The organism is Caballeronia grimmiae (assembly GCF_000698555.1).
In the GTDB taxonomy this organism is placed as follows: Bacteria; Pseudomonadota; Gammaproteobacteria; order Burkholderiales; family Burkholderiaceae; genus Caballeronia; species Caballeronia grimmiae.
Genome location: NZ_JFHE01000115.1, coordinates 1 through 1,345 on the forward strand (window position 1 = coordinate 1; position 1,345 = coordinate 1,345).

General features: G+C 52.8%; 1 protein-coding gene and 1 pseudogene. Both read right to left on the reverse strand.

Translation table 11 applies throughout. The features are described 5' to 3' along the window. A partial coding sequence (locus tag BG57_RS30830) for an Imm71 family immunity protein (RefSeq protein ID WP_035971079.1) occupies positions 1 to 634 on the reverse strand: 634 nt, incomplete at its 3' end. Continuing rightward, positions 635 to 1,345 (reverse strand): annotated as a pseudogene (locus BG57_RS33250) (hypothetical protein); the annotation flags it as partial.

Sequence of the window (1,345 nt, forward strand, 5' to 3'; positions counted from 1 at the left end):
GTGGGGGGCAGGAAGGCAAGTGCGGTGGAAAAAGGATAGTAGGAATTCTATTCAGAGATAGCACATCGAAGAAAATACCCTCATAGGTCCAACGCTTTGTCGTCCGCGCACCGTGGTTGTCTGCCAGATAAACAACCCCACGTTTCACTCCATCATGCGATATGGTCGTTGACATCAACGAGATCAGTGCAGCCGAAAGTTGCGCCTTCCCGAAGACGTCGATTGAGTCATAAGACAAGTATCGGTACCCGAGCTCATAGTATAAGGATCCAGGCTCACTCGCCCCCCATTCTTGATAGCGGCGTCCCCACATAAAAGCAGAGAAATCGACCGCTTCACGTAACAGTGCGAATGCTTCGGTTCTTCTTAGCGGACTGGCAAGCAATGGCTCGGCGTGTTCCATTGGCTCTAGGTATCTCAAGAAATACAGCAGGTCCTCTTGATAGGTATTCCACATGCTGTCAGCCACGTGCTCCGGCTTTCTGATTTCGTGTTCAAAGTCACGCAAGAAGTCGCGGTAGAGGCCAATGGCACGTTGCAGTGACGTGGCGCTCGTGTACTTTTTGAGTAGGTAGAACGCACGCGTGCGTGCAACGTCGTGGGTAATGCCTGCTGGCAGCACAAACGGTGGCATTTAAGCCTCCTCAGTATAATTTTCTGCTTCTGCGGCGACTCGTTGACTCGTTGGTGAGGAGTCGCGATTCAAGTACCCCTGTCGCAAGGTCTTCGCGGCAGTCTCGTTTTGCTCCATGGGTGTGACGACAGCCTTCAACAAAGCAGCGACGATTACATCAGTCCACCCAGTGCGCTTGGCCCCGAGGGCTTGTACGTAATCCAGTAGCACGGTGTTGTGAGGATGTTTGAAGTCGATGAACAGTTGTGTCTCGCCTCCTGCCCAATAGCGGCCGAGCTTCTTGTCAAACTGGCTTGAAACGAGCCCGCTCCAGGCACGTAAGCCGGACCAGTCAGGCGGCACTTTGATTCCTAATCTGAAGAGCTCCCCGGCAGACGGAATTTTCGCCAGCTCAACAAAGCCGCCGTTGCTATTCCACGAATACAAGACAGCCCAACCTTCGCGCCATTCCCTGCCATTGTTAGGCATCCGGGGCAGCCAGTATTCGCCGCTCTTTGTCCACTTTGGCTTATCGAGCTGAATTACTCTAAAAATGTGCGCTTTCCCTGGAGACAAGGTCGTCGCAACGATCGGTGCATTGCGAGAAAAGGATTCGATTTTCGTGTACGTTACTTCGAGGGTGGCATCATCGACGGTAGCGAATCGTCTTTCTGTTAAATCAGGCCATCCCTCCTTCGGCTTGAATTGATCAACGGTGGCCTTCGGATGCGG